General features: G+C 70.5%; 23 protein-coding genes and 1 pseudogene. 6 read left to right on the forward strand and 18 right to left on the reverse strand.

Features of this window, described 5'->3' with window-relative positions; genetic code table 11:
* Nucleotides 1-6 precede the first annotated feature (6 nt).
* Nucleotides 7-825 carry an HAD family hydrolase gene (locus tag AC2RP6_RS17735; RefSeq protein WP_486447072.1) on the reverse strand — a complete coding sequence of 273 codons (819 nt, stop codon included), beginning with the start codon at nt 823-825 and terminating at the stop codon, nt 7-9.
* 141 nt (nt 826-966) lie between these two features.
* Here AC2RP6_RS17735 and fahA point away from each other — a divergent pair, with 141 nt between their 5' ends.
* From fahA to AC2RP6_RS17750, 3 genes are all read left to right on the forward strand, one after another.
* Nucleotides 967-2190, forward strand: coding sequence for a fumarylacetoacetase (gene fahA / locus AC2RP6_RS17740; RefSeq protein WP_486447073.1), 1224 nt, complete (start codon nt 967-969; stop codon nt 2188-2190).
* Nucleotides 2191-2338: 148 nt separating this feature from the next.
* A complete protein-coding gene (locus AC2RP6_RS17745; RefSeq protein WP_486447074.1) occupies nt 2339-2950 on the forward strand; it encodes a hypothetical protein in 612 nt (203 codons plus the stop codon).
* A 145-nt stretch (nt 2951-3095) separates the two neighbouring features.
* Nucleotides 3096-3710, forward strand: a complete 615-nt coding sequence (locus AC2RP6_RS17750; RefSeq protein WP_486447075.1) for a Uma2 family endonuclease — start codon at nt 3096-3098, stop codon at nt 3708-3710.
* A 64-nt stretch (nt 3711-3774) separates the two neighbouring features.
* Here AC2RP6_RS17750 and nuoN read toward each other — a convergent pair whose 3' ends face one another.
* The 14 genes and pseudogenes from nuoN to AC2RP6_RS17820 all read right to left on the reverse strand — a co-directional run bounded on the left by nuoN (nt 3775) and on the right by AC2RP6_RS17820 (nt 19608).
* The gene (gene nuoN, locus AC2RP6_RS17755; protein ID WP_486450363.1) at nt 3775-5421 is read right to left on the reverse strand and encodes an NADH-quinone oxidoreductase subunit NuoN; all 1647 of its coding nucleotides are present in this window, start codon (nt 5419-5421) and stop codon (nt 3775-3777) included.
* A 5-nt stretch (nt 5422-5426) separates the two neighbouring features.
* Complete coding sequence (locus tag AC2RP6_RS17760) at nt 5427-7019, reverse strand: NADH-quinone oxidoreductase subunit M (RefSeq protein WP_486447076.1); 1593 nt, start codon at nt 7017-7019, stop codon at nt 5427-5429.
* A gap of 1 nt (nt 7020) precedes the next feature.
* A complete protein-coding gene (gene nuoL / locus AC2RP6_RS17765) occupies nt 7021-8916 on the reverse strand; it encodes an NADH-quinone oxidoreductase subunit L (protein WP_486447077.1) in 1896 nt (631 codons plus the stop codon).
* Nucleotides 8917-8925: 9 nt separating this feature from the next.
* Nucleotides 8926-9225 (reverse strand): NADH-quinone oxidoreductase subunit NuoK, encoded by a 300-nt coding sequence (gene nuoK, locus AC2RP6_RS17770; protein ID WP_030653455.1) that lies wholly within the window; start codon nt 9223-9225, stop codon nt 8926-8928.
* Entirely contained in the window at nt 9222-10028 is an 807-nt protein-coding gene (locus AC2RP6_RS17775; protein ID WP_486447078.1) for an NADH-quinone oxidoreductase subunit J, read from the reverse strand. The genes nuoK and AC2RP6_RS17775 overlap by 4 nt, the downstream gene beginning before the upstream one ends.
* The gene (gene nuoI / locus AC2RP6_RS17780; RefSeq protein WP_030958922.1) at nt 10025-10627 is read right to left on the reverse strand and encodes an NADH-quinone oxidoreductase subunit NuoI; all 603 of its coding nucleotides are present in this window, start codon (nt 10625-10627) and stop codon (nt 10025-10027) included. The genes AC2RP6_RS17775 and nuoI overlap by 4 nt, the downstream gene beginning before the upstream one ends.
* A gap of 3 nt (nt 10628-10630) precedes the next feature.
* Complete coding sequence (nuoH, locus tag AC2RP6_RS17785; protein WP_486447079.1) at nt 10631-11983, reverse strand: NADH-quinone oxidoreductase subunit NuoH; 1353 nt, start codon at nt 11981-11983, stop codon at nt 10631-10633.
* Nucleotides 11980-14484 (reverse strand): NADH-quinone oxidoreductase subunit G, encoded by a 2505-nt coding sequence (locus AC2RP6_RS17790; protein ID WP_486447080.1) that lies wholly within the window; start codon nt 14482-14484, stop codon nt 11980-11982. Before AC2RP6_RS17790 ends, nuoH begins: the two co-directional genes overlap by 4 nt.
* Complete coding sequence (nuoF, locus tag AC2RP6_RS17795) at nt 14481-15857, reverse strand: NADH-quinone oxidoreductase subunit NuoF (RefSeq protein ID WP_486447081.1); 1377 nt, start codon at nt 15855-15857, stop codon at nt 14481-14483. The genes AC2RP6_RS17790 and nuoF overlap by 4 nt, the downstream gene beginning before the upstream one ends.
* Nucleotides 15857-16612 carry an NADH-quinone oxidoreductase subunit NuoE gene (gene nuoE, locus AC2RP6_RS17800; RefSeq protein ID WP_486447082.1) on the reverse strand — a complete coding sequence of 252 codons (756 nt, stop codon included), beginning with the start codon at nt 16610-16612 and terminating at the stop codon, nt 15857-15859. Before nuoE ends, nuoF begins: the two co-directional genes overlap by 1 nt.
* The gene (locus AC2RP6_RS17805) at nt 16609-17949 is read right to left on the reverse strand and encodes an NADH-quinone oxidoreductase subunit D (protein WP_486447083.1); all 1341 of its coding nucleotides are present in this window, start codon (nt 17947-17949) and stop codon (nt 16609-16611) included. The genes nuoE and AC2RP6_RS17805 overlap by 4 nt, the downstream gene beginning before the upstream one ends.
* Nucleotides 17949-18598 (reverse strand): annotated as a pseudogene (locus AC2RP6_RS17810) (NADH-quinone oxidoreductase subunit C). The gene AC2RP6_RS17805 and the pseudogene AC2RP6_RS17810 overlap by 1 nt, the downstream one beginning before the upstream one ends.
* Nucleotides 18599-18678: 80 nt before the next feature.
* Nucleotides 18679-19233 (reverse strand): NuoB/complex I 20 kDa subunit family protein, encoded by a 555-nt coding sequence (locus AC2RP6_RS17815; RefSeq protein WP_030028258.1) that lies wholly within the window; start codon nt 19231-19233, stop codon nt 18679-18681.
* Between the two features lie 15 nt (nt 19234-19248).
* Nucleotides 19249-19608 carry an NADH-quinone oxidoreductase subunit A gene (locus AC2RP6_RS17820; protein WP_486447084.1) on the reverse strand — a complete coding sequence of 120 codons (360 nt, stop codon included), beginning with the start codon at nt 19606-19608 and terminating at the stop codon, nt 19249-19251.
* Between the two features lie 778 nt (nt 19609-20386).
* Between AC2RP6_RS17820 and AC2RP6_RS17825 the strand changes: the two genes are divergently transcribed.
* Nucleotides 20387-21217 (forward strand): C40 family peptidase, encoded by an 831-nt coding sequence (locus tag AC2RP6_RS17825; RefSeq protein WP_486447085.1) that lies wholly within the window; start codon nt 20387-20389, stop codon nt 21215-21217.
* Between the two features lie 241 nt (nt 21218-21458).
* A complete protein-coding gene (locus AC2RP6_RS17830) occupies nt 21459-21728 on the forward strand; it encodes a hypothetical protein (protein ID WP_486447086.1) in 270 nt (89 codons plus the stop codon).
* Between the two features lie 29 nt (nt 21729-21757).
* Here the strand turns inward: AC2RP6_RS17830 and AC2RP6_RS17835 are convergent, their stop codons facing one another.
* Nucleotides 21758-23041 (reverse strand): geranylgeranyl reductase family protein, encoded by a 1284-nt coding sequence (locus AC2RP6_RS17835; protein WP_030653424.1) that lies wholly within the window; start codon nt 23039-23041, stop codon nt 21758-21760.
* A gap of 97 nt (nt 23042-23138) precedes the next feature.
* On the opposite strand from AC2RP6_RS17835, the gene AC2RP6_RS17840 reads away from it, so the two are divergent.
* The gene (locus tag AC2RP6_RS17840; RefSeq protein WP_486447087.1) at nt 23139-23681 is read left to right on the forward strand and encodes a GNAT family N-acetyltransferase; all 543 of its coding nucleotides are present in this window, start codon (nt 23139-23141) and stop codon (nt 23679-23681) included.
* A gap of 91 nt (nt 23682-23772) precedes the next feature.
* On the opposite strand, the gene AC2RP6_RS17845 is transcribed toward AC2RP6_RS17840, so the two are convergent.
* Both AC2RP6_RS17845 and AC2RP6_RS17850 read right to left on the reverse strand, forming a co-directional pair.
* Nucleotides 23773-24684, reverse strand: a complete 912-nt coding sequence (locus tag AC2RP6_RS17845; RefSeq protein WP_486450364.1) for a glutaminase — start codon at nt 24682-24684, stop codon at nt 23773-23775.
* 38 nt (nt 24685-24722) lie between these two features.
* Entirely contained in the window at nt 24723-25415 is a 693-nt protein-coding gene (locus AC2RP6_RS17850; RefSeq protein WP_486447088.1) for a demethylmenaquinone methyltransferase, read from the reverse strand.
* Nucleotides 25416-25663 lie beyond the last annotated feature (248 nt).

Here is a 25663-nt window from a genome sequence, read left to right on the forward strand (position 1 = left end):
GCCGGGTCAGCCGTACAGCCGCTCCAGCACCACCGCGACGCCGTCCGCCTCGTTCGACAGGGTCAGCTCGTCGGCCACCGCGACCAGCTCGGGGTGGGAATTGGCCATGGCCACCCCCCACGCCGCCCACGCGAACATCGGCACGTCGTTCGGCATGTCCCCGAACGCGATCGTCGTGGCCGGGGACGCCCCCAGGACGTCCGCCGCCCGCGCGAGCCCGCCGGCCTTGTCGATGCCCGGCGGCTGGAGCTCCACCGTGTGCTCCCCGGCCATCGTCACGTTCACCAGGTCCCCGACCACCGACCGCGCCACCCGGGTCAGCTCGTCGTCGTCCAGTTCCGGGTGCTGGAGCAGCACCTTGTTGATCGGCGCCGACCACAGGCCCGAGCGCCGGGCCACCCGCACCGTCGGCAGGTGCGGGTGCCACATCCGGTAGCCCGGGCACATCAGCATCTCCGCGTCCAGGCCGTCCTGGTTGACCGCGGCGTAGACCTCGCCGACCTCCGCCTCGATCTTGCCGAGGGCCACCTCCGCCAGCTCGCGGTCCATGGAGACGGAGTGCAGCAGCCGGCCGCGCGCCGCGTCGTACACCTGGGCGCCCTGCGCGCACACTGCGAGCCCTGTGTAGCCGAGTCCGTCGAAGACGTGTCGTACCTGTGGGACGGGACGGCCGGTGACGATGATGTGCCGGGCACCGACCGCCCGGGCGGCGTCGAGAGCCGCATGGGAACGGGCTGAAACGGTGTCCCCGGCACGCAGCAGAGTCCCGTCCAGGTCAGTGGCGATCAAGGCGAAGGGGAGGGCCGGAAGAGGCGCGGAAGTCACGGCGCCAAGGATACGGACCCCTTTGGACAAGTCCTACAAATAGAGCGCGAATCCGGCCTCCCACGCGCCCCCTCAGCCACGTAACGTGTCAACCAGCCCCCGGGACACCCCCGGACCGCGTCGAAAGCGAGGCAGTACCCCATGCCCCAGCAGAGCCCCCTCGATGTTCCCGAGGGCGACCCGTTCGGGCCGCACAACCTCCCCTACGGCGTCTTCTCGACCGCCGGGGAGGAGCGCCGCCGGATCGGCGTGCGCATCGGCGGGCACGTGCTCGACGCGGGAGCGGCCGCGGTCGCGCTCGGCTCCCCGTACGCCGGACTGCTCGGCCACTCCTCCCTCAACCCGCTGCTGGCAGCCGGGCGCACCGCCTGGCGCGACGTGCGGCGGGCGCTGACCGCGTGGGTGACCGACCCCGGCCACCGCCCCACGGTCGAGCCGCACCTGCTGCCGCTGGACGGGGTCACGCTGCACCTGCCGTACGAGGTCGCCGACTACGTCGACTTCTACGCGAGCGAGCACCACGCCACCAACGTCGGCCGCATGTTCCGCCCCGACGGCGACGCGCTGACCCCCAACTGGAAGCACCTGCCGATCGGTTACCACGGCCGCTCCGGCACGATCGTGGTCTCCGGGACCGACGTCGTACGCCCCTCCGGACAGCGCAAGGCGCCCACCGACCCGGCGCCCGTCTTCGGGCCGTCCGTCAAGCTCGACATCGAGGCCGAGGTCGGCTTCGTCGTCGGCGCCCCGTCCGAGCTGGGCCGACCGGTGCCGCTGGGCGCGTTCGAGGACCACGTCTTCGGGCTGTTCCTGCTCAACGACTGGTCGGCGCGGGACATCCAGGCCTGGGAGTACGTGCCGCTGGGCCCCTTCCTCGGCAAGTCCTTCGCCACGTCCGTCTCCGCCTGGGTGACCCCGCTGGAGGCCCTGGACGCCGCCCGCGTGACGCCGCCCGCCCGGGACTTCCCGCTCCTGCCCTACCTGGACGACGCGGACGTCGACCGCCCCGGCGGCTTCGACCTGCACATCACCGTCTCCATCAACGGGCAGGAGGTGGCACAGCCGCCGTTCGCGACGATGTACTGGACCGCCGCCCAGCAGCTCGCCCACATGACCGTCAACGGCGCCTCCCTGCGCACCGGCGACGTCTTCGGCTCCGGCACCGTCAGCGGCCCCGAGGTCGGCCAGCGCGGCTCGCTGCTGGAGCTGACGTGGAACGGCCGCGACGCCATCGAGCTCGCCGACGGCAAGCGCACCTTCCTGGAGGACGGGGACACCGTCACCCTCACCGCCTGGGCGCCCGGCCCGGACGGCACACGCGTCGGCCTCGGCGAGGTCGTCGGCCGCATCGTGGGCACCGCCTAGCGGGTGTCCGGCACACCCGGCGCCTCCGGACGGGCGGCCCCCGTTCGGAGGCGCGCCGCGTGCGGCGCGCGCGGGGTGCCGGGATGGTGGACGGACGACCGGATGCGGGAACCCGTACCCCGTACCCCCACCGCGAGGAGCCGCCGCCATGACCGTACGCACCCTGAGGACCCTCGTCACCTGCGCGGCCGCCGTGACCCTCGGCCTGACCGCCGTGGCCCCGGCCCACGGGGTCGAGGGGCCCGCACCGGACCCCCGCAACGAGAAGGCCATGCGGGACATGGCGACGGCCATCGCGGCGACGGCCAAGTACGCGGACGAGCGCGAGGCGATCAAGGACGGGTACGTTCCGAAGGGCCAGGAGTGCATGACGAACCCGTTCGGGGCGGGCGCCATGAACTACCACTACGTCAAGCAGGCCAACTGGGGTTCGAAGGACCCCGCGAGGCCCACCGCGCTCCTCTACAGCCGGGAGAAGGACAAGAACGGCCGCCGCAGGCTGGAGACGGTGGAGTGGATGTCCACCGACCGGGACCAGGACCTGACGACCGCCGACGACCGGCCGAGCATGTTCGGCCTGCCCTTCGACGGCCCCATGCCCGGCCACTGGGCGGGCATGCCCAAGCACTACGACCTGCACATGTGGGCGTACAAGAAGAACCCGGCCGGTCGCTTCCACAACTGGAACACGGCGCTGACCTGCCCGATCAAGGCCCCCATCCCGGGCAAGCCGGCCGCCGCCCACGCGCACGGCCACTAGGCCCTGTCGTCAAAGTTGCACCTGGCCCGGCCCGCGCTGTCAAGTGCCTACGGCATATGACTCACTCCTCAGTGTGGCGCTGCGTGAAAACTCCGGCGCTACGCTGATCGGACTCGCGAGACTCCGTGGCATGGGAGCACTACCGATGAGCGTCGATCCCGAGATCCCCGGGCAGGAGCCCGCCCCGCGCTGGCCCGTCCCGCCCGCGGGCGGGTGGACGGCCGACGACCTTGACCGGCTTCCCAACCTGCCTCCGCACACGGAGCTGATCGACGGGAGCCTGATTTTCGTGAGTCCGCAAACCCGTTTCCACATGCGAGCCCTGCGATTCTTCGAATGGCAACTCGACTCACTGGTTCCGGACGGACTCGAAGTGATGAGAGAGTTCACCGTCGACATCGACCGACTGAACCGGCCCGAGCCGGACGTCCTCGTCGTCGACGAGGAACTGGCCCGGGGCACAGAGCAGCAGACACGGATCCCTGCCGCATCCGTCCGGCTGGCCGTCGAGGTCGTCTCTCCTGACTCGATCGGCCGGGACCGCGAGACCAAGCCGGTCAAATACGCCCGGGCGGGCATCCCCCACTACTGGCGGGTGGAGAACAAGAACGACCGGGCGGTCGTCTACGTGTTCGAACTGGAACCGGCTACGCACGCCTACGTCGCAACGGGCATCTTCCACGACCGGCTGAAGGTCTCGGTCCCCTTCCCCATCGACCTGGACCTCACCACCATCACGCCGAAGGGGCTGTCACAGTAGACCCGCACAGCCCAGGGCCCGGCCCCCCCGAGGGGGGCCGGGCCCTTCGTCCAGGCCGGACCGGTCAGCGGACGAAGGTGCTCGCCTGGCCCGCCAGGTCCAGGAAGTACTGCGGGGCCAGGCCCAGGACCAGGGTGACCGCGACGCCCACCGCGATGGTCGTCATCGTCAGCGGCGAGGGGACGGCCACCGTCGGGCCGTCGGCCTTCGGCTCGCTGAAGAACATCAGGACGATCACCCGGATGTAGAAGAACGCGGCGATCGCGGACGACAGGACACCGATCACGACCAGTGCCCCGGCGCCGCCCTCCGCCGCCGCGCTGAACACGGCGAACTTGCCCGTGAATCCCGACGTCAGCGGGATGCCGGCGAAGGCCAGCAGGAACACCGCGAACACGGCCGCCGTCAGCGGCGAACGCCGCCCCAGACCGGCCCACTTGGACAGGTGCGTCGCCTCGCCGCCCGCGTCGCGCACCAGGGTGACCACCGCGAACGCACCGATCGTCACGAAGGAGTAGGCGAGGAGGTAGAAGAGGACCGACTGGACGCCCTCCGCCGACGTGGCGATCACACCGGCCAGGATGAAACCGGCGTGCGCGACGGAGGAGTAGGCGAGGAGCCGCTTGACGTCGGTCTGGGTAATGGCGATCACCGCGCCCGCCAGCATCGTGACGATGGCCACCGCCCACATCACCGGGCGCCAGTCCCAGCGCAGCCCCGGCAGGACCACGTACAGCAGCCGCAGCAGCGCGCCGAACGCGGCCACCTTCGTCGCCGCCGCCATGAAGCCGGTGACCGGGGTCGGGGCGCCCTGGTAGACGTCCGGCGTCCACATGTGGAAGGGGACCGCGCCGACCTTGAAGAGCAGGCCCGTCAGGATCAGCGCGCCGCCCATGAGCAGCAGCGCGTCGTTGCCCATGGTGCCGGCCAGCGCCGGGTCGATCTTCGTGATCGTGCCGTCGACCACGTCGGCGATCACCGCGTACGACACGGAGCCCGCGTAGCCGTAGAGCAGCGCGATGCCGAAGAGGAGGAAGGCGGAGGAGAAGGCGCCCAGCAGGAAGTACTTCACCGCGGCCTCCTGCGACATCAGCCGCTGGCGGCGGGCGACGGCGCAGAGCAGGTACAGCGGGAGGGAGAAGACCTCCAGGGCCACGAAGAGCGTCAGCAGGTCGTTGGCCGCGGGGAAGATCAGCATGCCGGCGATCGCGAACAGGGCCAGCGGGAAGACCTCGGTGGTGGTGAAGCCCGCCCTGACGGCGGCCTTCTCGCTGTCGCTGCCCGGGACCGATGCCGCCTGGGCGGCGAAGGAGTCCACCCGGTTGCCGTGCGCGGCCGGGTCCAGGCGCCGCTCGGCGAAGGTGAAGACCGCCACGACCGAGGCCAGCAGGATGGTGCCCTGCAGGAAGAGCGCCGGGCCGTCCACGGCGATGGCGCCCATCGCCGCGATGTGGGCCTTGGACGAGCCGTACCCGCCGGCCGCGAGGCCGACGACCGCGGCGAAGGCCGAGGCCAGCGCGGCGAGGGCGAGGAACACCTGCACGTAGTAGCGGGACCGGCGGGGCACGAAGGCTTCCACCAGGATCCCCACGACGGCCGCGCCCACCACGATCAGGGTGGGAGCGAGCTGCGCGTATTCGATGGTCGGCGCCGGGATCCGGTCGGCCGGGGTGTCGGCCGCCAGTGTCCACAGGCTGTGGGCGGAAGTCAGTGCGCTCACTTCGCCTCCTCCCCGTTCTTGGCTTCGACGGCGACCTCGGGCTTCGGGTCCGTCTGCTTCACGTCCGACATGGTGTGCTCCACCGCCGGGTTGACGATGTCGGTGAGGACCTTCGGGTAGACGCCCAGTCCGATGAGCAGCGCGATCAGCGGAGCAACCACGAACAGCTCGCGCACGCGCAGGTCCGGCATGGTACGGACCTCGTCCTTCACGGGCCCGGTCATCGTGCGCTGGTAGAGCACGAGGGTGTAGAGCGCGGCCAGGACGATGCCGACGGTGGCGATGATCCCGACGACCGGGTAGCGGGCGAACGTGCCGACCAGGACCAGGAATTCACTGACGAAGGGCGCGAGGCCCGGCAGCGAGAGGGTGGCGAGGCCGCCGATCAGGAAGGTCCCGGCGAGGACCGGGGCCACCTTCTGGACGCCGCCGTAGTCGGCGATGAGCCGCGAGCCGCGACGGGAGATCAGGAAGCCGGCCACCAGCATCAGCGCCGCCGTCGACAGGCCGTGGTTGACCATGTAGAGGGTGGCGCCGGACTGGCCCTGGGAGGTCATCGCGAAGATGCCCAGGATGATGAAGCCGAAGTGCGAGATGGAGGCGTAGGCCACCAGCCGCTTGATGTCCCGCTGCCCGACGGCCACCAGCGCGCCGTAGACGATGCTGATCAGAGCCAGGACGAGGATCACCGGCGTGGCCCACTTGCTGGCGTCGGGGAAGAGCCCGAGGCAGAAGCGGAGCATCGCGAAGGTGCCGACCTTGTCGACGACCGCGGTGATCAGTACGGCGACCGGCGCGGTGGACTCGCCCATCGCGTTCGGCAGCCAGGTGTGCAGCGGCCACAGCGGGGCCTTCACCGCGAAGGCGAAGAAGAAGCCGAGGAACAGCAGCCGCTCGGTGTTGGTCGCCATGTCCAGGGTGCCCGCCGCCCGGGCGGCGGTGATCTCCTGGAGGGAGAAGTTCCCGGCGACCACGTACAGGCCGATCACCGCGGCCAGCATGATCAGGCCGCCGACCAGGTTGTAGAGGAGGAACTTGACCGCCGCGTAGCTGCGCTGCGCGGCCGCGTTCTCGTCGCTGCCGGAGTGCGCCCGGTCCCCGAAGCCGCCGATGAGGAAGTACATCGGGATGAGCATGGCTTCGAAGAAGATGTAGAAGAGGAAGACGTCGGTGGCCTCGAAGGAGATGATCACCATCGCCTCGACCATCAGGATCAGGGCGAAGAAGCCCTGGGTCGGGCGCCAGCGCTGGGAGCTGGTCTCCAGGGGGTCGGCGTCGTGCCAGCCGGCCGCGATCACGAAGGGGATCAGGAGCGCGGTGAGTCCGATGAGGACCACGCCGATCCCGTCCACGCCCAGCTCGTAGCGGACGCCGAAGTCGGCGATCCAGGGGCGGGATTCGGTGAGCTGGTAGCGGTCGCCACCGGGTTCGAAGCGGATGGCGACGAGTACGGCCAGGGCCAGAGTCGCCAGTGAGAAGAGCAGCGCGAGCCACTTGGCGGCGGTCCGGCGGGCGGCCGGGACGGCCGCCGTGAGGATCGCGCCGACCGCGGGCACCGCGGCCGTGACCGTCAGAAGCGGGAAGTTCATGTCACACCGCCCTCATCAGCAGGGTCGCGGCGATCAGGATCGCCGTGCCCCCGAACATCGAGACCGCGTAGCTGCGGGCGTAGCCGTTCTGCAGCTTGCGCAGCCGGCCCGAGAGACCGCCGACCGAGGCGGCCGTCCCGTTGACCACGCCGTCGACCAGGCTGTGGTCGACGTACACGAGGGAGCGGGTCAGGTGCTCCCCGCCGCGCACCAGCACGACGTGGTTGAAGTCGTCCTGGTACAGGTCGCGGCGGGCCGCCCGGGTGAGGAAGGAGCCGCGCGGGGCGACGACCGGGACGGGCCGCTTGCCGTACATCGCCCAGGCGATGCCGACTCCGACGAGCAGCATCACCATGGTGGCCGCGGTGACCGTCATGGCGCTGACCGGCGGATTGCCGTGCGAGTAGCCCGTGACGGGCTCCAGCCACTTCAGGAAGCGCTCGCCGATCTCGAAGAAGGCGCCCGCGAAGACGGATCCGAAGGCGAGGACGACCATCGGGATCGTCATGGACTTCGGGGACTCGTGCGGGTGCGGCTCGTGGCCGTGCGCGTCGGGCTGCCAGCGCTTCTCGCCGAAGAAGGTGAGGAGCATGACGCGGGTCATGTAGAAGGCGGTGATGCCGGCGCCCAGCAGGGTGACCCCGCCGAGGATCCAGCCCTCGGTGCCGCCCTTCGCGAACGCCGCCTCGATGATCATGTCCTTGGAGAAGAAGCCGGACAGGCCCGGGAATCCGATGATCGCCAGGTAGCCGAGGCCGAAGGTGACGAAGGTGACCGGCATGTACGTGCGCAGGCCCCCGTACTTGCGCATGTCGACCTCGTCGTTCATCCCGTGCATCACGGAACCGGCGCCGAGGAAGAGACCGGCCTTGAAGAAGCCGTGCGTCACCAGGTGCATGATCGCGAAGACGTAGCCGATCGGGCCGAGGCCCGCGGCGAGGATCATGTAGCCGATCTGCGACATCGTCGACCCGGCCAGGGCCTTCTTGATGTCGTCCTTCGCGCAACCGACGATCGCACCGAACAGCAGCGTGACCGCGCCGACGACGGTGACGACCAGCTGGGCGTCCGGGGCCCCGTTGAAGATCGCGGCGGAGCGGACGATGAGGTACACGCCCGCGGTCACCATCGTGGCCGCGTGGATGAGGGCCGAGACCGGGGTCGGGCCCTCCATCGCGTCACCGAGCCACGACTGCAGCGGCACCTGCGCCGACTTGCCGCAGGCCGCGAGCAGCAGCATCAGGCCGATGGCGGTGAGCTTGCCCTCGGAGGCCTCCCCCACCGCGCCGAACACCGGCCCGAAGGCGAAGGTCCCGAACGTGGTGAACATCAGCATGATCGCGATCGACAGGCCCATGTCGCCGACGCGGTTGACCAGGAAGGCCTTCTTGGCGGCGGTGGCCGCGCTGGGCTTGTGCTGCCAGAAACCGATCAGCAGGTACGAGGCGAGGCCCACGCCCTCCCAGCCGAAGTACAGCAGCAGGTAGTTGTCGGCGAGGACCAGCAGCAGCATGGCCGCGACGAACAGGTTGAGGTAGCCGAAGAAGCGGCGGCGGCGCTCGTCGTGCTCCATGTACCCGATCGAATACACGTGGATGAGCGTGCCGACGCCCGAGATCAGCAGGACGAACGTCATCGACAGCTGGTCCAGCTGGAAGGCCATGTCCGCCTGGAAGCCCTCGACGGGGATCCAGGTGTACAGGTTCTGCGTCAGCGTCCGGTCCTCGGCTCCGCGCCCCAGCATGTCCGCGAACAGCACGACGCCGATCCCGAAGGAGACGGCCGCGAGCAGGGTGCCGAGCCAGTGGCCGGTCTTGTCGAGGCGCCGGCCGCCGCAGAGCAGCACCACCGCTCCGAGCAGGGGCGCCGCGATCAGCAGCGCAATCAGGTTCTCCACAGCGACCCCTTACAGCTTCATCAGGCTGGCGTCGTCGACCGAGGCCGAGTGGCGGGTACGGAACAGCGACACGATGATCGCCAGGCCGACCACGACCTCCGCGGCGGCGACGACCATCGTGAAGAAGGCGATGATCTGGCCGTCGAGGTTGCCGTGCATCCGGGAGAACGCGACGAAGGCGAGGTTGCAGGCGTTGAGCATCAGCTCGACGCACATGAACAGCACGATCGCGTTCTTGCGGATCAGCACGCCGGTGGCGCCGATGGTGAACAGCAGCGCCGCCAGATACAGGTAGTTGACCGGATTCACTTCGAGGCCTCCTCACGGCCGAGGCGCTCCGCGGAGCGCTGCTCCAGCGCCTTGAGGTCGTCGAGCGCCTCGCCGGAGACGTCGCGGACCTGGCCGCGGGCCCGCAGCGTCTTGCTGACGGTCAGCTCCGACGGGGTGCCGTCCGGCAGCAGGCCGGGGACGTCCACCGCGTTGTGCCGGGCGTAGACGCCGGGCGCGGGCAGCGGCGGGAGCTGGACGCCCTCGCGTACGCGGCGCTCGGCCAGCTCGCGCTGGGTCGCGGCCCGTTCGGTGCGCTCGCTGTGGGTCAGCACCATCGCACCGACGGCCGCGGTGATCAGCAGCGCGCCGGTGATCTCGAAGGCGAAGACGTACTTGGTGAAGATCAGCTGCGCCAGGCCCTCGACGTGCCCGGCGGAGTTGATCCGGCCGAGTCCGTTGAACTGGCCGAGCCCCGCGTGGCCGATGCCGGCGAACAGCAGGATGCCGAAGCCGAGGCCGCACAGGACGGCCAGCCAGCGCTGGCCCTTGATGGTCTCCTTCAGGGAGTCGGCGGCGGTGACGCCGACGAGCATGACCACGAAGAGGAAGAGCATCATGATCGCGCCGGTGTAGACGATGACCTGGACGACGCCCAGGAAGTACGCCCCGTTGGCGAGGTAGAAGACGGCCAGGATGATCATCGTCCCGGCGAGGCTGAGTGCACTGTGCACGGCCTTCTTCATCAGGATCGTGGCCAGCGCGCCGATGACGGCGACCGTACCGAGGATCCAGAACTGCACGGCCTCACCGCCGGAGGTGGCGGTCGCGGCGATGGCGCTCATGCCCCCACCTCCGCCGCGCTGCCGCCGGCGGCGTCCGCCGGCTCCTCGCCCTTGGAGACCGCCACCTGCCGGACCGTGCCCGGAGCCGCGCCCGTCACCAGTCCGCGGTAGTAGTCCTGCTCGTCGGTGCCGGGGAAGATCGAGTGCGGCGCCTCGACCATGCCCTCGCTCAGCCCGGCGAGCAGCTGCTCCTTGGTGTAGATGAGCGACTCGCGGCTGGCGTCGGCCAGTTCGAACTCGTTCGTCATGGTCAGGGCCCGGGTCGGGCACGCCTCGACGCACAGCCCGCACAGGATGCAGCGGGCGTAGTTGATCTGGTAGACCCGGCCGTAGCGCTCACCCGGGGAGTAGCGCTCCTCCTCGGTGTTGTCCGCGCCCTCCACGTAGATGGCGTCGGCGGGACAGGCCCAGGCGCACAGCTCGCACCCGATGCACTTCTCCAGACCGTCGGGGTGCCGGTTGAGCTGGTGCCGTCCGTGGAAGCGCGGAGCGGTGGTCTTCTGCTGCTCCGGGTACTGCTCGGTGAGGCGCTTCTTGAACATGGCCTTGAAGGTCACGCCGAAGCCGGCCACCGGGTTCTGCCACTTCTCGTCAGACATCTCTCAAGCCTCCTCTCGGTCGCTGTCGGGGTTCGCGCCACCGCTGACGATCAGCTCCCGCTCGCTGCGGGGCCGCCTGCGCGGTACGGGTGCCAGGCGCTGGCCGGGCTTGGGCGGTACGGGGAACCCGCCCGCCAGCGGGTCGAAGGGCTCGGCGTCCCCGGCGGCCTTCGCGGCCGCGGTCTTCTCGCGTTTGTCGCGGAAGACGTCCGCGACGAGGGAGAGCAGCAGGATCGCCACGACGGCGCCGCCGACGTAGAGGGCGATGTCGCCGATCTCGTACGCCTCGTTGCGCAGCGCCCGGACGGTGGCGACCATCATCAGCCAGACCACGGAGACCGGGATCAGGACCTTCCAGCCGAGCTTCATCAGCTGGTCGTAGCGCACGCGCGGCAGCGTGCCGCGCAGCCAGATGAAGAAGAAGAGGAGCAGCTGCACCTTCAGCACGAACCAGAGCAGCGGCCACCAGCCGTGGTTCGCCCCCTCCCAGAAGTGGCTGATCGGGTACGGGGCCCGCCAGCCGCCCAGGAACAGGGTGACCGAGACGGCCGAGACGGTGACCATGTTGACGTACTCGGCGAGCATGAACAGCGCGAACTTGATGGACGAGTACTCGGTGTTGAAGCCGCCGACCAGGTCGCCCTCGGACTCCGGCATGTCGAAGGGGGCGCGGTTGGTCTCGCCGACCATCGTGACGACGTAGATGATGAAGGACACCGGCAGCAGCACGATGAACCAGCGGTCCTGCTGGGCCTCCACGATCGCCGAGGTCGACATCGACCCGGAGTAGAGGAAGACCGAGGCGAAGGCCGCTCCCATCGCGATCTCGTAGGAGATCATCTGCGCGCAGGAGCGCAGACCGCCCAGGAGCGGGTACGTGGAGCCGGAGGACCAGCCCGCCAGCACGATGCCGTAGATGCCGACCGAGGCCACCGCGAGGATGTAGAGCATCGCGATGGGCAGGTCGGTCAGCTGCATCGAGGTGCGCTGGCCGAAGATGGAGACCTCGTCGCCGGCCGGGCCGAAGGGGATCACCGCGATGGCCATGAAGGCCGGGATCGCCGCGATGATCGGGGCCAGGACGTAGACGACCTTGTCGGCCCGCTTGACGACGATGTCTTCCTTGAGCATCAGCTTCACCCCGTCGGCGAGCGACTGGAGCATGCCCCAGGGACCGTGCCGGTTCGGGCCGATGCGCAGCTGCATCCAGGCGACGACCTTGCGCTCCCACACGATGGAGAAGAGCACCGTCACCATCAGGAAGGCGAAGCAGAACACCGCCTTGACGACGACGAGCCACCAGACGTCCCGTCCGAAGAGGGACAGGTCCTCGGCAGCGAGTTGAACGGTGTTCACGCGCCCACCTCCGCAGTGGTGTCGCCTGCGCCGGCCGGGGTCGCCGGGCCGATGCGTACGAGGGTGCCCGGGCGGGCGCCGGCGTCGGCGAGGACGCCGGAGCCGGTGGAGTTCAGCGGGAGCCAGACCACGCGGTCGGGCATCTCGGTGATCCGGAGCGGGAGTTCCACGGTGCCGGCGGGGCCGGTGACCGCGAGGACGTCGCCGTCCTTGACGCCGGTCTCGGCGGCGGTGGCGGCCGACAGCCGGGCGCTCGCCTCGTGGCGGGTGCCGGCCAGGGCCTCGTCGCCGTCCTGGAGCCGGCCCTGGTCGAGCAGGAGCCGGTGGCCCGCGAGGACCGCCTCGCCGACGCCCGGCCGGGGCAGCGGCACCGGGTCGGTGGACTGTTCGGCCGCGAGCCCGCCCTCCCAGGGGCCGAGCCGCTCCAGCTCCCGGCGTACGGCGTGCACGTCGGGCAGGGCGATCGGCCGGTCGGCGGCGTCGGCGAGCATGTGCAGCACGCGGGCGTCGGCCGGGGCGAGCCGGCGGGTCATCTGGTCGGGCTTGAGGGCGGCCTCGAACGGCCGGACCCGGCCCTCCCAGTTGATGAACGCACCCGCCTTCTCGGCGACCGCGGCGACCGGCAGGACCACGTCCGCGTGGTCGGTGACCTCGGAGGGCCGCAGCTCCAGGGAGACCACGAAGGCCTCCTCCAGGGCGGTCCGCGCGCGGGCCGGATCGGGCAGGTCGGTGACCTCGACGCCCGCGACCAGCAGCGCGGACAGTTCCCGGGTGGCCGCCGCCTCGACGATCTGGCCGGTGTCGCGGCCGTAGCGGTGCGGGAGTTCGTCCAGGCCCCAGGCGGTGGCGACCTCGTCGCGGGCCCGCGGGTCGGTCGCCGGACGGCCGCCCGGCAGCAGGGACGGCAGCGCGCCGGCCTCGACGGCCGCCCGCTCCCCTGCCCGGCGCGGGATCCACACCAGCTTCGCGCCGGTCGCGGCGGCCGCCCGTACGGCGGCGGTCAGCGCACCGGGCACGCCGGCGAGGCGCTCCCCGACCACGATGACGGCGCCGGGCGTGCGCAGCGCCTCGGCGGCATCGGCGCCGCCCGCCTCCAGGCCGGTCCGCGAGGACAGCGCGTCGAGCCAGTCGGGCTCGGTGCCGGGGGCGGCGGCAAGCAGGGTGCCGCCGGCCTTCTCCAGGCCGCGGGTGGCGAAGGGCGCGAGGGCGAAGGTCCGCTGCTTGAACCTGCGGTGGGCCTTGCGCAGTCGCAGGAAGACCCCGGGGGCCTCCTCCTCGGCCTCGATGCCGGCGAGCAGCACCGCGGGCGCCGCCTCCAGCGAGGTGTAGGTGACGCCGTCGCCGTCGAGGTCCTTGCCGGTGCCGGCGACGGTGGCGGCCAGGAAGTCGGCCTCCTCCGCGCTGTGCACGCGGGCCCGGAAGTCGATGTCGTTGGTGTCGAGCACCACCCGGGCGAACTTGGCGTAGGCGTAGGCGTCCTCGACGGTCAGCCGGCCGCCGGTCAGCACCCCGGCTCGGCCGCGCGCGGCGGCGAGCCCGTTCGCCGCGGCCTCCAGCGCCTCGGGCCAGCTCGCCGGCTCCAGCGCTCCGGCGGCGCTGCGCACCAGCGGGGTGGTCAGCCGGTCCGGGCGCTGCGCGTAGCGGAACGCGAAGCGGCCCTTGTCGCAGACCCACTCCTCGTTGACCTCGGGGTCCTCCGCTGCGAGGCGCCGCAGCACCTTGCCGCGGCGGTGGTCGGTACGGGTCGCGCAGCCGCCCGCGCAGTGCTCGCACACGCTCGGGGAGGAGACGAGGTCGAAGGGGCGGGAGCGGAACCGGTACGCGGCCGAGGTGAGGGCGCCGACCGGGCAGATCTGGATGGTGTTGCCGGAGAAGTACGACTCGAAGGGGTCGTCCTCACCGGTGCCGACCTGCTGGAGGGCGCCGCGTTCCAGCAGCTCGATCATCGGGTCGCCGGCGATCTCGTTGGAGAAGCGGGTGCACCGGGCGCACAGCACGCACCGCTCCCGGTCCAGCAGGACCTGGGTGGAGATCGGGACGGGCTTCTCGTAGGTGCGCTTCCTGCCCTCGAAGCGGGATTCGGCGTTGCCGTGCGACATCGCCTGGTTCTGCAGCGGGCACTCGCCGCCCTTGTCGCAGACGGGGCAGTCCAGCGGGTGGTTGATGAGCAGCAGCTCCATCACCCCGCGCTGGGCCTTGTCGGCGACTTCGGAGGTCAGCTGGGTCTTGACGACCATGCCGTCGGTGCAGGTGATGGTGCAGGAGGCCATCGGCTTGCGCTGTCCCTCGACCTCGACGATGCACTGGCGGCAGGCGCCGGCCGGGGGCAGGAGGGGGTGGTCGCAGAAGCGGGGGATCTCGATGCCGAGCTGTTCGGCGGCGCGGATGACGAGGGTGCCCTTGGGCACCGACAGTTCGGCGCCGTCGATCGTCAGCGAGACCATGTCCTGCGGCGGGAGGGCCGCTTCTCCCCCGGAGGCGGCCGTAGTGGTGACGGTCATGCGTTCACCTCCGTGTCGGCCCAGAGGGTCGACTTGCTGGGGTCGAAGGGGCAGCCCTTGCCCGTGATGTGCTGCTCGTACTCCTCGCGGAAGTACTTGAGCGAGGAGAAGATCGGGCTGGCCGCGCCGTCGCCGAGGGCGCAGAAGGACTTGCCGTTGATGTTGTCGGCGATGTCGTTCAGCTTGTCCAGGTCGGACATGACGCCCTTGCCGGCCTCGATGTCGCGGAGCAGCTGGACCAGCCAGTAGGTGCCTTCGCGGCAGGGCGTGCACTTGCCGCAGGACTCGTGCGCGTAGAACTCGGTCCACCGGGTGACGGCCCGCACCACGCAGGTGGTCTCGTCGAAGCACTGCAGGGCCTTGGTGCCGAGCATCGAGCCGGCGGCGCCGACGCCCTCGTAGTCCAGGGGGACGTCGAGGTGCTCGTCGGTGAACATCGGGGTGGAGGAACCGCCCGGGGTCCAGAACTTCAGCCGGTGCCCGGGCCGCATGCCGCCGCTCATGTCGAGGAGCTGGCGCAGGGTGATGCCGAGCGGGGCCTCGTACTGGCCGGGGCCGGCGACGTGCCCGGAGAGCGAGTACAGCGTGAAGCCGGGGGACTTCTCGGTCCCCATCGCCTTGAACCAGTCCTTGCCCTTGTTCAGGATCGCGGGAACCGAGGCGATGGACTCGACGTTGTTGACGACAGTGGGGCAGGCGTAGAGCCCCTCGACCGCCGGGAAGGGGGGGCGCAGCCGGGGCTGGCCGCGCCGGCCTTCGAGGGAGTCGAGCAGCGCCGTCTCCTCGCCGCAGATGTACGCGCCCGCGCCCGCGTGCACCGTGATGTCGAGGTCGAGGCCGCTGCCGAGGATGTCCTTGCCGAGGTATCCGGCGGCGTACGCCTCGCGCACCGCCTCGTGCAGGCGCCGCAGGACCGGAACGACCTCGCCGCGCAGGTAGATGAAGGCGTGCTGCGAGCGGATCGCGTAGCAGGCGATGATCATTCCCTCGATGAGGGAGTGCGGGTTGGCGAAGAGGAGGGGGATGTCCTTGCAGGTTCCCGGCTCCGACTCGTCGGCGTTGACGACGAGGTAGTGCGGCTTGCCGTCGCCCTGCGGGATGAACTGCCACTTCATGCCGGTGGGGAAGCCCGCGCCTCCGCGACCGCGCAGGCCCGAGTCCTTCACGTAGGCGATGAGGTCGTCCGGGGTCATCGCGAGCGCCTTGCGCAGGCCCTCGTACCCCTCGTGGCGGCGGTAGGTCTCCAGCGTCCACGACTCGGGTTCGTCCCAGAAGGCCGAGAGGACGGGGGCGAGGAGCTTCTCCGGGCTGGTGCCTCCCCCGGCCTCATGCCGGGAGGTACCCCCGTTGCTCAGTTCGGAGGACACGGACATCACTCCCCTCCCTCGGTGGTGCTCTCGCCGCGCGGGTGGACGATCGGGGTGTGCGGCGGCTCGCCGCGGGCGATGCGCAGGCCGATCAGGGAGGCGGGGCCGGCGCCGCCGGTGGCCTCGACCGCGCCCGCGCGCTCGTCGGGGAAGCCGGCCAGGATCCGGGCGGTCTCCTTGTACGTGCACAGCGGCGCGCCGCGGGTCGGCGAGACCTCGCGGCCGGCCAGCAGGTCGTCGACCATGGCCTTCGCGGACTCGGGGGTCTGGTTGTCGAAGAACTCCCAGTTGACCATCACCACGGGGGCGTAGTCGCAGGCCGCGTTGCACTCGATGTGTTCGAGGGTGACCTTGCCGTCGGGGGTGGTCTCGTTGTTGCCGACCCCGAGGTGCTCCTTGAGTTCCTCGAAGATGGCGTCGCCGCCCATGACCGCGCACAGGGTGTTGGTGCAGACGCCGACCTGGTAGTCGCCCGAGGGCCCCCGCCGGTACATCGTGTAGAAGGTGGCGACGGCGGTGACCTCGGCCGTGGTCAGGCCGAGCACCTCGGCGCAGAACCGGATGCCGGTCTTGGAGACGTAACCCTCGTGCGACTGGCACAGGTGCAGCAGCGGCAGCAGCGCGGAGCGGCTGTCGGGGTAGCGGGCGACGACCTCCTTCGCGTCCGCTTCGAGGCGCGTCCGTACCTCCGCCGGGAAGTCGGGGGCGGGCAGCTGGGGCATGCCCAGCGGGACCCCTCGGTTCTGAGGACTGGTGGTCATCGGTCGACGCCTCCCATCACGGGGTCGATGGAGGCGACGGCGACGATGACGTCGGCGACCTGGCCGCCCTCGCACATCGCGGCCATGGCCTGCAGGTTGGTGAAGGACGGGTCGCGGAAGTGGACCCGGTAGGGGCGGGTGCCGCCGTCGGAGACGACGTGGACCCCGAGCTCGCCCTTGGGTGACTCGACGGCCGCGTACGCCTGCCCGGCCGGCACCCGGAAGCCCTCGGTCACCAGCTTGAAGTGGTGGATGAGGGCCTCCATGGAGGTGCCCATGATGTTCCTGATGTGGTCGAGCGAGTTGCCGAGGCCGTCGGGGCCCATGGCCAGCTGCGCCGGCCAGGCGATCTTCTTGTCGGCGACCATGACCGGCCCGGGCTCCAGCCGCTCCAGGCACTGCTCGACGATCCGCAGCGACTGGCGCATCTCCTCCAGGCGGATCAGGAACCGCCCGTAGGAGTCGCAGGTCTCGGTGGTCGGCACGTCGAACTCGTACGTCTCGTAGCCGCAGTACGGCTCCGACTTGCGCAGGTCGTGCGGCAGGCCGGCGGAGCGCAGGATCGGGCCGGTGGCACCGAGCGCCATGCAGCCGGCGAGGTCGAGGTAGCCGACGTCCTGCATGCGGGCCTTGAAGATGGGGTTGCCGGTGGCGAGCTTGTCGTATTCCGGCAGGTTCTTCTTCATGGTCCTCACGAACTCGCGCAGCTGGTCGACCGCGCCCGGGGGCAGGTCCTGCGCGAGGCCGCCGGGGCGGATGAACGCGTGGTTCATGCGCAGCCCGGTGATCAGCTCGAAGATGTCGAGGATCAGCTCGCGGTCGCGGAAGCCGTAGATCATGATCGTGGTCGCGCCGAGTTCCATGCCGCCGGTGGCGATGCACACCAGGTGGGAGGAGAGCCGGTTGAGCTCCATCAGCAGGACGCGGATGACGGTGGCGCGGTCCGGGATCTGGTCGGTGATGCCGAGGAGCTTCTCGACGCCGAGGCAGTACGCCGTCTCGTTGAAGAACGGCGTCAGGTAGTCCATGCGCGTGACGAAGGTGGTGCCCTGCGTCCAGTTGCGGAATTCGAGGTTCTTCTCGATTCCGGTGTGGAGGTAGCCGATGCCGCAGCGGGCCTCGGTGACCGTCTCGCCGTCGATCTCCAGGATCAGCCGGAGCACACCGTGGGTGGACGGGTGCTGAGGACCCATGTTGACGACGATCCGCTCGTCGTCGGCCTTGGCCGCGGACTGGACGATCTCGTCCCAGTCTCCGCCGGTGACGGTGTAGACGGTGCCCTCGGTCGTCTCGCGGGCGGAGGAGTGGTTCTCCGCGTCATTCGTGATGGGGGACATCAGCTGTACGACCTCCGCTGGTCGGGAGCCGGGATCTGGGCGCCCTTGTACTCGACGGGGATGCCGCCGAGCGGGTAGTCCTTGCGCTGCGGGAAGCCCTGCCAGTCGTCCGGCATCATGATCCGGGTGAGGGCCGGGTGCCCGTCGAAGACCAGGCCGAAGAAGTCGTAGGTCTCGCGCTCGTGCCAGTCGTTGGTCGGGTAGACGGAGACCAGCGAGGGGACGTGCGGGTCGGCGTCCGGGACGGACACCTCCAGCCGCACGATCCGGCCGTGGGTGAGTGAGCGCAGGTGGTAGACGGCGTGCAGCTCGCGGCCCTTGTCCCCGGGGAAGTGGACGCCGGAGACGCCGGTGCACAGCTCGAAGCGCAGGGCGGGGTCGTCGCGCAGGGTGCGCGCGACCCGTACGAGGTGCTCGCGGGCGATGTGGAAGGTGGCTCGCCCCGGTCGACCACCGTCTTCTCGATGGCGTTCTCCGGGACGAGGTCCTGTTCCTCCAGGGCGCCTTCGAGCTCGTCGGCCACCTCGTCGAAGTAGGAGCCGTACGGCCGGGCGCTCGCGCCGGGCAGGGCGACGGTGCGGACGAGGCCGCCGTAGCCGCTGGTGTCGCCGCCGTTCCCGGCGCCGAACATGCCCTTGCGGACGCCGATGACCTCGGGGCCCTGGGCGCGCGGCGCGGGGAGGCCGCCGCCGTCGGTGCCGTCGCCGTCGCGCGGCTCTTGGGTCTCGCTCACCGGAGCAGCCCCTTCATCTCGATCGTGGGGAGCGCCTTGAGCGCCGCCGCCTCCGCCTCGCGGGCCGCTTCCTCCCGGTTCACGCCGAGCTTTCCGCCCTGGATCTTCTGGTGGAGCTTGAGGATCGCGTCCATCAGCATCTCGGGGCGGGGCGGGCAGCCGGGGAGGTAGATGTCCACCGGGACGATGTGGTCGACGCCCTGGACGATCGCGTAGTTGTTGAACATTCCGCCTGAAGATGCACAAACCCCCATGGAGATGACCCATTTGGGAGCGGGCATCTGGTCGTACACCTGGCGCAGCACCGGCGCCATCTTCTGGCTGACCCGCCCGGCGACGATCATCAGGTCGGCCTGGCGCGGGGAGCCGCGGAAGACCTCCATGCCGAAGCGGGCCAGGTCGTACCGGCCCGCTCCGGTCGTCATCATCTCGATCGCGCAGCAGGCGAGGCCGAAGGTCGCCGGGAAGACGGACGACTTGCGCACCCACCCCGCGGCCTGTTCGACGGTGGTCAGCAGAAAGCCGCTCGGCAGCTTCTCTTCCAGTCCCATGGGAAATTCAGCCCCTCAGTCCCATTCCAGGCCGCCGCGGCGCCACACGTAGGCGTAGGCGACGAAGACGGTGAGCACGAAGAGCAGCATCTCGACGAGCCCGAAGATCCCCAGGGAGTCGAAGGTGACGGCCCAGGGGTAGAGGAAGACAACCTCGATGTCGAAGACGATGAAGAGCATCGCCGTCAGGTAGTACTTGATGGGGAAGCGGCCGCCGCCCGCCGGCAGCGGCGTCGGCTCGATGCCGCACTCGTAGGCCTCGAGCTTCGCCCGGTTGTACCTTCTTGGACCGATCAGCGTGGCCATGACCACGGAGAAGATCGCAAACCCTGCGCCGAGGGCGCCGAGCACGAGGATGGGCGCGTACGCATTCACGCTCCTCGCTCCTTCCAGTCGTCCTTGACCGTTGGACCGCCGCCGGCGCCGCGTGCCCCGCCTCGCGAAGATCACGCTCTTGATCAAGCGCTGCATGTGAGGCAGTTCACAAGCCGGACTGGTGCGCATCTTATGCCTGCTCGTCTGTGATCTGCGACACGGGTAACAACACCGAGTTTGTGATCTCCACCACCTGACGAACGATCATGAAGTCCGATGAGTGGTGATCTTCATACGCGAAGCATCCGCATGATCACCAAAGGTGACATTCGAGCCCGTTGTCGCAGGTGGCGGGCGCGCTGCTCTATCAAACGATGGACGGTGCAGGCAAATTGGCACGAAGGCGCCGCCAGTGGTAAGGGATCCGCGTCGCCCGGTCGGGGGAGGCGGCGCGTACGGAGGTGGACGCGGGGGCAGGCGAGGGGTGACGGGCCGCCGAGTGCGTGCATCCGTTCACGAGCCGCCCCGGCCGCTTCACAGGAAGGTCACGGCCCGGCCGCAGGGTCCACATGGCGTGATCCCACTGTGACCTGCGCCACTCTGAATCGAGCGTTCCGAAAGCGGGCTTGGCCATCTGTGCGGCGGGATGGTAGTCCGAGGATCAATTCGGACTTAATTCTGAAACCCCATGATCACAGCCTTGTGAAGGCGTGTCCGTTTCGCCCTTTACGGCGTCAATAAGACGCGGGACGCGTCCGGTTCGCGCACTTCTGGAGCAACTGTGGCGCACCCCACGTTTCTTGAAGGGAACCCTGACGCCCTGATAGCGGTTGTCCTCATGTCCCACACCGCTCACATACCCAGCCACCGGAAGCCCCGCCGCAGCGCCTCGAAGCTCGCGGTCCGCGCCGGAGTTGCCGGTGGCGTCCTCAGCACCCTGGCCATGGCCGGCACCGCGAGCGCGTCCCCGTCCGAGCCCGTGGCCGAGACGACGCTCGAAATGCCGGTCCTGAACCTGGACCTGGCGGCAGAGGTCTCCTCCGCCGTCACCACGGCCGCCGAGAACACCCGTCTGGCCGCCGTGGAAGGCGAACTGACCGCCCAGGAGGAGAGCGCCCGTACCGGCGCCGCCGCCGAGGCGAAGCAGGCCAAGGAGACGGCCCAGAAGGCCGCCGAGAAGAAGGCGAAGGAGGAGGCGGACCGCAAGGCCGATGCCGAGCGCGCCACCCGCGACTCCGACCGCACCTCGCTCAAGAGCACTTCGGCCTCCGCCAAGGCCCCCCAGGGCACCGGCACCGTGTCGGCCCCGGCGACCGGCTCCGCCGCCGCCATCGTCAACTTCGCCCGTGCGCAGGTCGGCAAGGCCTACGTCATGGGTGGCACCGGCCCGTCCTCCTTCGACTGCTCCGGCCTCGTCCAGGCCGCCTACCGCCAGGCCGGCATCTCCCTGCCGCGCATGTCCCAGGCGCAGTCCTCGGCCGGCACGTCCGTTTCCCTGAGCGCCCTTCAGCCGGGCGACATTCTCTACTGGGGCTCCAAGGGCAGCGCGTACCACGTCGCCATCTACGTCGGCGGCGGCAAGTTCGTCGGCGCGCAGAACCCCAGCACGGGCATCGTCGAGCGCAACCTGAGCTACGACAAGCCGACGGGCGCCGTCCGCGTCCTCTGAGCCCGCCCCGGGCCCCCGCTCGGGCCACGGCACCGCACACGGCCGCAGGGCCGGTACTCCCCCGCTCGGGGGTGGAGTACCGGCCCCGCGGCCGTTGCGCGATGCGCGCTGCCCATGGCCCGCTGCCCATGGCCCCGCTGCCCGTTGTGTGCACCTTCCGGGCGGGCGGGACCGGAGCCGCCCGCGCCTGAGAAGATGGCGGGGCAAGCCCCGCGCGTCAGATCCTGGAGGTGGTGGTCCCGTGGGCACACAGCCGTACGAGCGCCACGAGGCCACCGACCCGACCCCGCTGCGGGCCGCCCTCGGACTCGGGCTCCTCGCCGTCGGCGGCTGGCTGCTGAACACCACGCGCCCCTGGCAGAAGCCGGGGCACGCCCTCCTCCTGGCGACCGGCTGGACCCTGTCGGGCGCCCTGCTGGTCTGCGGCCTGGTGCTGGTGGCCCGGTGCGTGCGCACGGTGCACGGATCCCCCGAGCCGGGGGGCGGGGGGATCCGGGACCGCCGTCCGTAGCGGGCCTCCCTGGGGCGCGCGCCGGGCCGTCAGGCCTTGGGGGCCACCTTCGAGAGGCCGTTGATGATGCGGTCCATCGCGTCGCCGCCCGCCGGGTCGGTCAGGTTGGCCAGCATCTTCAGCGTGAACTTCATCAGCAGCGGGTGGGTCAGGCCGCGCTGCGTGGCGACCTTCATGACCTTCGGGTTGCCGATCAGCTTCACGAAGGCACGGCCCAGCGTGTAGTAGCCGCCGTAGGTCTCCTTGAGCACCTTCGGGTAGTTGTGCAGCGCCAGCTCGCGCTGCGCCGGGGTGGAGCGGGCCTGCGCCTGCACGATGACGTCGGCCGCGATCTGGCCGGACTCCATCGCGTAGGCGATGCCCTCGCCGTTGAACGGGTTGACGAGGCCGCCCGCGTCACCGACCAGCAGCAGGCCCTTGGTGTAGTGCGGCTGCCGGTTGAAGGCCATCGGCAGGGCCGCGCCGCGGATCGGCTGCGTCATGTTCTCCGGCGTGTAGCCCCAGTCCTCCGGCATCGACGCGCACCAGGCCTTGAGGACCTCGCGCCAGTCCAGCTCCTTGAAGGCGGAGGAGGAGTTGAGGATGCCGAGGCCGACGTTGGACGTGCCGTCGCCCATGCCGAAGATCCAGCCGTAGCCGGGCAGCAGCCGGTCCTGCGGACCGCGCCGGTCCCACAGCTCCAGCCAGGACTCCAGGTAGTCGTCGTCGTGCCGCGGCGAGGTGAAGTACGTGCGCACCGCGACGCCCATCGGGCGGTCCTCGCGCCGGTGCAGGCCCATCGCCAGGGACAGCCGCGAGGAGTTGCCGTCGGCTGCGACGACCAGCGGGGCGTGGAAGGTGACCGGGGTCTTCTCCTCGCCCAGCTTGGCCTGCACGCCCGTGATGCGGCCGGTGCGGGCGTCGCGGACGGGCTCGCCGACGTTGCAGCGCTCGTAGAGCCGGGCGCCGGCCTTCTGTGCCTGGCGGGCGAGGATCTCGTCGAAGTCGTCGCGCTTGCGGACGAGCCCGTACTCCGGGTAGGAGGCGAGTTCCGGCCAGTCCAGCTGGAGCCGCTGTCCGCCGCCGATGATCCGCAGGCCCTTGTTGCGGAGCCAGCCGGCCTCTTCGGAGATGTCGATGCCCATCGCCACCAGCTGCTTGGTGGCGCGCGGGGTCAGCCCGTCGCCGCAGACCTTCTCGCGCGGGAACGCCGTCTTCTCCAGCAGCAGGACGTCCAATCCGGCCTTGGCGAGGTAGTAGGCGGTGGTCGAGCCGGCGGGCCCGGCCCCGACGACGATCACGTCCGCGGAGTGTTCGGAGAGGAGCTCGGTCACTGCGGGGTCTCCCGAAGGCTCGATATAGGGTGCCAGGCGGCACCGGACATGTGCAGTCTATGCAGCGAGAGAGATCGCGATCCGAAGGGCTGCCCCGATGACGACTTCGCCGACCCGGCCCCCGCTCCCGGCGGTAGGGCTGCGCGTGCCCACCGACGAGGACGCCCACGCCTGGCACGGCGTCTTCAACGACGCCGACGTCATGGAATTCCTCGGTGGCCCCGCCGAGTTGTCGGAGTACGAGGAGTTCACCGCGCGCCAGCGGATGCACGACGCACAGCTCGGCCTCTGCCTGTGGACGCTGCTGGACGGCGACGGCGAGGTCATCGGCTTCACGGGAGCGCAGCCGTGGCCGTCGGACAAGGCCTGGGGGCCCGTCGGTGAGATCGAGATCGGCTGGCGGCTCGGGCGGGCGGCCTGGGGCCGCGGCTACGCGTACGCCGCGGCGCTGGCCACGCTGGAGCGGGTCCGTGAGGCCGGCGTCCCGCGGGTGGTGGCGATGATCCACGCGGGCAACGCCCGCTCGGTGGCGGTGGCGGAACGGCTGGGCATGACCCTGGCCGAGGAGTTCACCACGCCGGGCGGGAACCCGGCCCGCCGCTACGAACTGGACCTGCGCGCCGTGCCGCGGCACCGCTGACGGCCAGGGCGGCGCGCGCCGGGCCGGTGCCGGGGAGTCCCGGTCCGGCCCGCCCGCCGGCCGTGCGCCGGGCCCCGACCGCACCGGGGCGTCAGAAGACGGACAGGCCCGTCAGCGTCGTGAAGCGGTCCAGCGCCGCCACGCCCGCCACCGAGTTGCCCCGGGCGTCCAGCCCCGGGCTCCACACGGCGAGCGTGCACCGCCCGGGGACGACGGCGACGATCCCGCCGCCCACCCCGCTCTTGCCGGGCAGCCCCACCCGGTAGGCGAACTCGCCGGCCGCGTCGTACGTCCCGCAGGTCATCATCACGGCGTTGACCTGCTTGGCCTCGCTGCGCGTCAGCAGCCGCGAACCGTCCGCGCGCAGCCCGTGCCGGGCCAGGAAGCGCCCGGCGCGCGCCAGGTCGGCGCAGGTCATCTCGATGGAGCACTGCCAGAAGTAGTGCTCCAGCAGCGCGGGCACCGGGTTGTCGATGTTCCCGTACGAGGCCATGAAGTGGGCGACGGCGGCATTGCGGTCGCCGTGCTCCTGCTCGGAGGCGGCGACCTCGGCGTCGAAGGCTATGTCCGGGTTCTGGCTCTCCTGCCGCAGGAACTCCAGCACTTCGCTGCTCGCGTCGCCCGTCAGGGTCTGGAGGCGGTCGGTGACCACGAGGGCGCCCGCATTGATGAATGGATTGCGCGGAATGCCGTTTTCGTACTCCAGCTGTACGAGCGAGTTGAACGGGTTGCCCGAGGGCTCCCGGCCGACCCGCTCCCACAGGCTGTCGCCGCCCCCGGCCAGCGCCAGGGCGAGGGCGAAGACCTTGGTGATCGACTGGGCGGAGAAGGGCACCCGCCAGTCCCCCACCCCGAAGACGTTGCCGTCGAGGTCGGCGACGGCCATCCCGAACTGCCTCGGGTCCACGGCCGCCAGCGCCGGAATGTACTCGGCGGGTGTGCCGCTGCCCAGCAGCGGGGCGACGTCGGCGGCGATCCGCTCCAGCAGGGGCTTGTAGTCCAGGGGCCCGGCGTCGGGCAGCAGGGCGTCGGGCACGGTGGTCAGGCCTTGGTGCCTCTGTGCAGCGCGACGATGCCGCCGCTCAGGTTGCGCCAGGCGACCTTGGACCAGCCGGCCTTCTGCAGCAGGCCGGCCAGCGCCGGCTGGTCGGGCCACTCCCGGATGGACTCGGCGAGGTAGACGTACGCGTCGGGGTTGGAGGACACCGCGCGGGCGACGGGCGGCAGCGCGCGCATCAGGTACTCGGTGTAGACGGTCCGGAAGGGCGCCCAGGTGGGCTGCGAGAACTCGCAGATCACGACCTGCCCGCCGGGCTTGGTCACCCGGTACAGCTCACGCAGGGCCGCGTCGGTGTCCTGGACGTTGCGCAGGCCGAAGGAGATCGTCACCGTGTCGAAGACGTCGTCCTTGAACGGCAGCTTCGTCGCGTCGCCGGCGGTCAGCGGGAGCCAGGAGTTCCGCTTCTTGCCCTCCATGAGCATGCCGAGGGAGAAGTCGCACGGAACGACGTACGCACCGGTCGCGGCGAAGGGCAGCGAGGACGTCGCCGTGCCGGCGGCCAGATCGAGGACCCTCTGCCCGGGACGCGCTCCGACCGCCTTGGCGACCTCCTTGCGCCACACCCGGTCCTGACCGAGGGAGAGGACGTCGTTGGTCAGGTCGTAGTTCGCCGCGACCCTGTCGAACATGGAGGCGACTTCGTGCGGCTGCTTGTCCAGGGAGGCCCTTGTCACTGGCGTTCGCCCCTCGTGTTGCGATGCGGATCGGCGGGTACGGCCCCATCCTCTCAGGCCGCGCCGGCCCGCACGGCGCGGGCTCCGCCGCAGCGCGCCGTGGCGGCTCCGTACCCGACCGTAGAACTGTTCCGAAGGACAGTTACGCTGCTACGCCGCATGCGCGTTGACTGCCAGGGTGCGGCCCGGTGAGGGTCACCCACCGGACCAGAACCGCGAACCGTGGGCGGGTCCGGCAGTGGCCGCCG

It is taken from the genome of Streptomyces sp. WAC03905, assembly GCF_057371075.1.